The organism is Craterilacuibacter sp., assembly GCF_051659485.1.
Taxonomy (GTDB): Bacteria; Pseudomonadota; Gammaproteobacteria; order Burkholderiales; family Chromobacteriaceae; genus Craterilacuibacter.
On record NZ_JBOFOO010000326.1, the window covers coordinates 1 to 3316 of the forward strand.

A 3316-nucleotide genomic window follows, 5' to 3' on the forward strand; every position below is an offset into this window, starting at 1 on the left:
GAGCATCAGACTGAGGAAGCATCTGAGGGTGGGTCTGCGGTCTTCGGTACAACGTAGCACCTTGCGGCGCTGGGTCTGGTCAACCTCAGACTTGCGGATTAACTCTGCAAGCCTCGGCCTTCAGGCCGGGGTGGTTGACAGCTTATTGGGTGTATCCGCGTAGCCATCCACGATCACGGTCAGCGCGCCGGTGGCCGGGCTGATCACCAGGCCGTGTACCGGAATATCACGCGGCATCAGCGGGTGCTTGCGGATGATATCGACCGTGTGGCGCACGCTGTCTTCTACATTGTCGAAACCCTTGAGCCAGGCATCCAGATCAATGCCGGCGGCGCGCAAGGTGGTCAGGGTCTCCGGGCTGACGCCGCGTGTGAGGGCATTGTCCAGTACCTGTGCCGGATCGATGGCATTCATGCCGCAATCGTGGTGGGCAACCACGCAGATTTCTTCGGCCCTGAGCTGGTAAACGGCAATCAGCAGGCTGCGCATCACCGAACCCCAGGGGTGGGTGACCAGTGCGCCTGCATTCTTGATCAGCTTGGCATCACCGTTTTTCAGTCCCATGGCCTTGGGCAGCAACTCGACCAGACGTGCATCCATGCAGGCCAAAACAGCCAGGTTCTTGTCGGGAAACTTGTCGGTACGGAACTTCTCGTATTCGCGGCTGATGACGAATTCGTGATTATGTTCGAGCAGGGCATGCAGTACGCGCATCGCTGCTGTTCTCCTGTGTCGAGTGGAATAGGCGCTCTAATTTGGGCGGATCGTATCACCAAAGCACCGGGTTTTGACAGTAGCGGCTACCAGCGCGATGCATGATCCTCGGTGACCCCGCTTAGGCGGTCGACAATATGGCGTGCGCCGCTGGCCGGGTCGGTCAGTACGCCGCTGAAGCTGCCTATCGGCTGCACATAGCGGCTGGCGGCTATCAGCAGGTTCTTGTTTTCACGACGCATGCCTTCCGGGGTAAAGCGCAAATCAAGCAGGCCGTCCTCGCTCTGTATGGTCCACGGTGCCATCGGATCGCTGCTGCTGTAGTCGAAGCTGACCTTGCCCACCCGCAGCAGGCGGCCATGTAGCCAGATGGCGTTTTCGGCATCGCCCATATAGCCGGCTTGCAGGTTGAATCCGAGCTCGCGGCTGTGTGCGCTGGCCCAGCACCAGGCCGTATCGCGCGCCAGCAGGCCGTTGGATGAGTCCAGGCTGGCGACGGCACCATCCAGCGAATAACGGCCGCTGCCGGTATCGGCATAGCCGCTGACCATCAGGCCGCCCGTCTTGTGGGTCGAGTGCGCCAGATAATTGGCCGGGGCAATGGCGCATAGCGTAGGGGTGTCGGCATCCAGCACAATATGGGCGGCCAGCCGCAGTTGTGGCGTACGCACTTCCAGCTCTATGCGTTCGTTGTCACGGCTGAACACCAGATTGCCGCTGCGCGAACGGAACGATGCATGGCCAAAGGCGCGGTCTTCTATCCGGGTAGACAGGCCGGGCAGGCCATCGGCAGAGAAACTGGCCGCAATCTGGCCGGTTTTTCTATCGAACAGATAGGCAAAAGCGGTGCTGCACCAGCCCAGATCGACGACGGCGACGCCGATAAAATACGCCTCGTGGGCGAAGGCGGCATATTGCCAGCGCTTGTGGTGCAGTTTGCGTGTCAAGCGGGGAAGCCAGCTGGCCTTGAGGGGCTGCCAGCTCAGGGCCGCAACCATGCCCTGATACATGCCAAAGGCGGGAATCCCGCGCTCGTGAACCAGTCGGGACGGCGCGGGTAAAAGCGGTGAGGGGTCCATCTATCTTGGGGCGGTGTTTATGTCCGCGCCCTGTAGTCAAAGATGTACCGAGTTTACAGCAGATCCAGCGGGATTTTCAGGTAGGCGACGCCATTTGTGTCTTTGGGCGGCATTTCGCCGGCGCGGATATTGATCTGCACCGAGGGCAGAATCAGCGTGGGCATGGCCAGGGTCGCATCGCGCTGTTGCCGCATGGCGATGAATGCCGCTTCCGTCACGGTATCGTTCAGATGGATATTCAGCCGCCGCTGCTCGGCGACCGTGCTTTCCCAGGCGGGCTGACGTTCTGGTGGCGGATAGTCGTGACACATGAATAGCCGTGTCTCGCCGGGTAGCGATAGCAAGGCCCGCGCAGAGCGGTAAAGGGCGGCGGCATCTCCGCCGGGAAAATCGCAGCGGGCACTGCCCACATCCGGCATGAACAGGGTGTCGCCGACAAAGACGGCATCGCCGATATGATAAGCCATGTCGGCTGGCGTATGTCCCGGCACCGCCAGCGCACGGGCCGCCAGCGTGCCGATGGCAAAGGCTTCATCCGGTGCAAACAGGTGGTCGAACTGGCTGCCGTCGCTAGCAAAGCCGGCTTCCAGATTGAACACCTTGCTGAAGGTGGCTTGCACCGTGCCGATTCTATCGCCGATGGCGCTGTGGCCGCCCACTTGCCGTTTGAGCCAGGCGGCGGCCGACAGGTGGTCGGCATGGGCATGGGTTTCCAGTATCCAGTCTACGGTCAGTGCCTGCGCCTGAATAAAGTCGACCAGTTGCTGTGCCGAGCGCGTGCCGGTACGGCCCGACTTGGGATCGTAATCGAGTACCGGATCGATGATTGCAGCATGGCCGCCCACCTGATCGTAAACCACATAGCTGACCGTCCAGGTTGCCGGGTCAAAGAAGGCTTGCACAGGGGTTGTCATCGGGTGGCACTCCGCTTTTGTCGCTGATGAATAAACTATATTGAAAAACAATATATTTGTAAATATAATATGAGCACCATCAGAGGACAGATCATGGATATGAATTTGCTGCGGGAGAATGCCGCCCGCGCTGCCGGCTTATTGAAAAGTCTGGCGAATGAAGACCGTTTGCTGCTGCTGTGCCAGTTGGTTGATGGCGAAAAATCGGTTTCCGAGCTGGAAAAGCTGACCGGTATCCGCCAGCCGACCTTGTCGCAACAGCTGGGCGTCTTGCGCAATGAAGGCTTGGTTGCGACCCGGCGCGAGGGGAAATGGGTGTATTACCGTGTGGCCAGTCAGGATGCGATGGTTTTGCTGGCTTCATTGCACGGCATTTTTTGCGCACAAGGCACGGCCGCCAGTAGCTGAGGCATTACAAGGCACTGGCGTCTTGCCGGTATCAATTAAAGGGTCACCATCATGAATATTGCCTGGGATGTATTTACACCCGTCGCCTCGCTGGCTGGCGGCATGCTGATCGGCCTCGCCGCCAGCGCACTGGTGCTGCTCTTGGGGCGTATCGCCGGTATCAGCGGCATGCTGGGCGGTGTGCTGGAAGGCGCCAGCGAC

Annotated in this window: 4 protein-coding genes; 1 reads left to right on the plus strand and 3 read right to left on the minus strand. The window is 59.9% G+C overall.

The window, feature by feature from the left end; genetic code table 11:
• Positions 1–120 precede the first annotated feature (120 nt).
• The 3 genes from ACRC1E_RS11230 to ACRC1E_RS11240 all read right to left on the minus strand — a co-directional run bounded on the left by ACRC1E_RS11230 (position 121) and on the right by ACRC1E_RS11240 (position 2707).
• Positions 121–714, minus strand: coding sequence for a beta-class carbonic anhydrase (locus ACRC1E_RS11230; RefSeq protein ID WP_438515185.1), 594 nt, complete (start codon positions 712–714; stop codon positions 121–123).
• Between the two features lie 86 nt (positions 715–800).
• Positions 801–1793: a DUF2804 domain-containing protein gene (locus tag ACRC1E_RS11235; RefSeq protein WP_438515186.1), complete on the minus strand. Its 993-nt coding sequence runs from the start codon at positions 1791–1793 to the stop codon at positions 801–803.
• Positions 1794–1846: 53 nt separating this feature from the next.
• Complete coding sequence (locus ACRC1E_RS11240) at positions 1847–2707, minus strand: MBL fold metallo-hydrolase (RefSeq protein WP_438515187.1); 861 nt, start codon at positions 2705–2707, stop codon at positions 1847–1849.
• Positions 2708–2800: 93 nt separating this feature from the next.
• Here ACRC1E_RS11240 and ACRC1E_RS11245 point away from each other — a divergent pair, with 93 nt between their 5' ends.
• Positions 2801–3115 (plus strand): metalloregulator ArsR/SmtB family transcription factor, encoded by a 315-nt coding sequence (locus tag ACRC1E_RS11245; protein ID WP_438515188.1) that lies wholly within the window; start codon positions 2801–2803, stop codon positions 3113–3115.
• The last annotated feature ends 201 nt before the right edge of the window (positions 3116–3316 follow it).

Bases quoted from the DNA above. Each gene is read 5' to 3' on its own strand.
- ACRC1E_RS11240 (WP_438515187.1), bottom strand. From the start codon at position 2,707: ATGACAACCCCTGTGCAAGCCTTCTTTGACCCGGCAACCTGGACGGTC.
- ACRC1E_RS11245 (WP_438515188.1), top strand. From the start codon at position 2,801: ATGGATATGAATTTGCTGCGGGAGAATGCCGCCCGCGCTGCCGGCTTA.
- ACRC1E_RS11230 (WP_438515185.1), bottom strand. From the start codon at position 714: ATGCGCGTACTGCATGCCCTGCTCGAACATAATCACGAATTCGTCATC.
- ACRC1E_RS11235 (WP_438515186.1), bottom strand. From the start codon at position 1,793: ATGGACCCCTCACCGCTTTTACCCGCGCCGTCCCGACTGGTTCACGAG.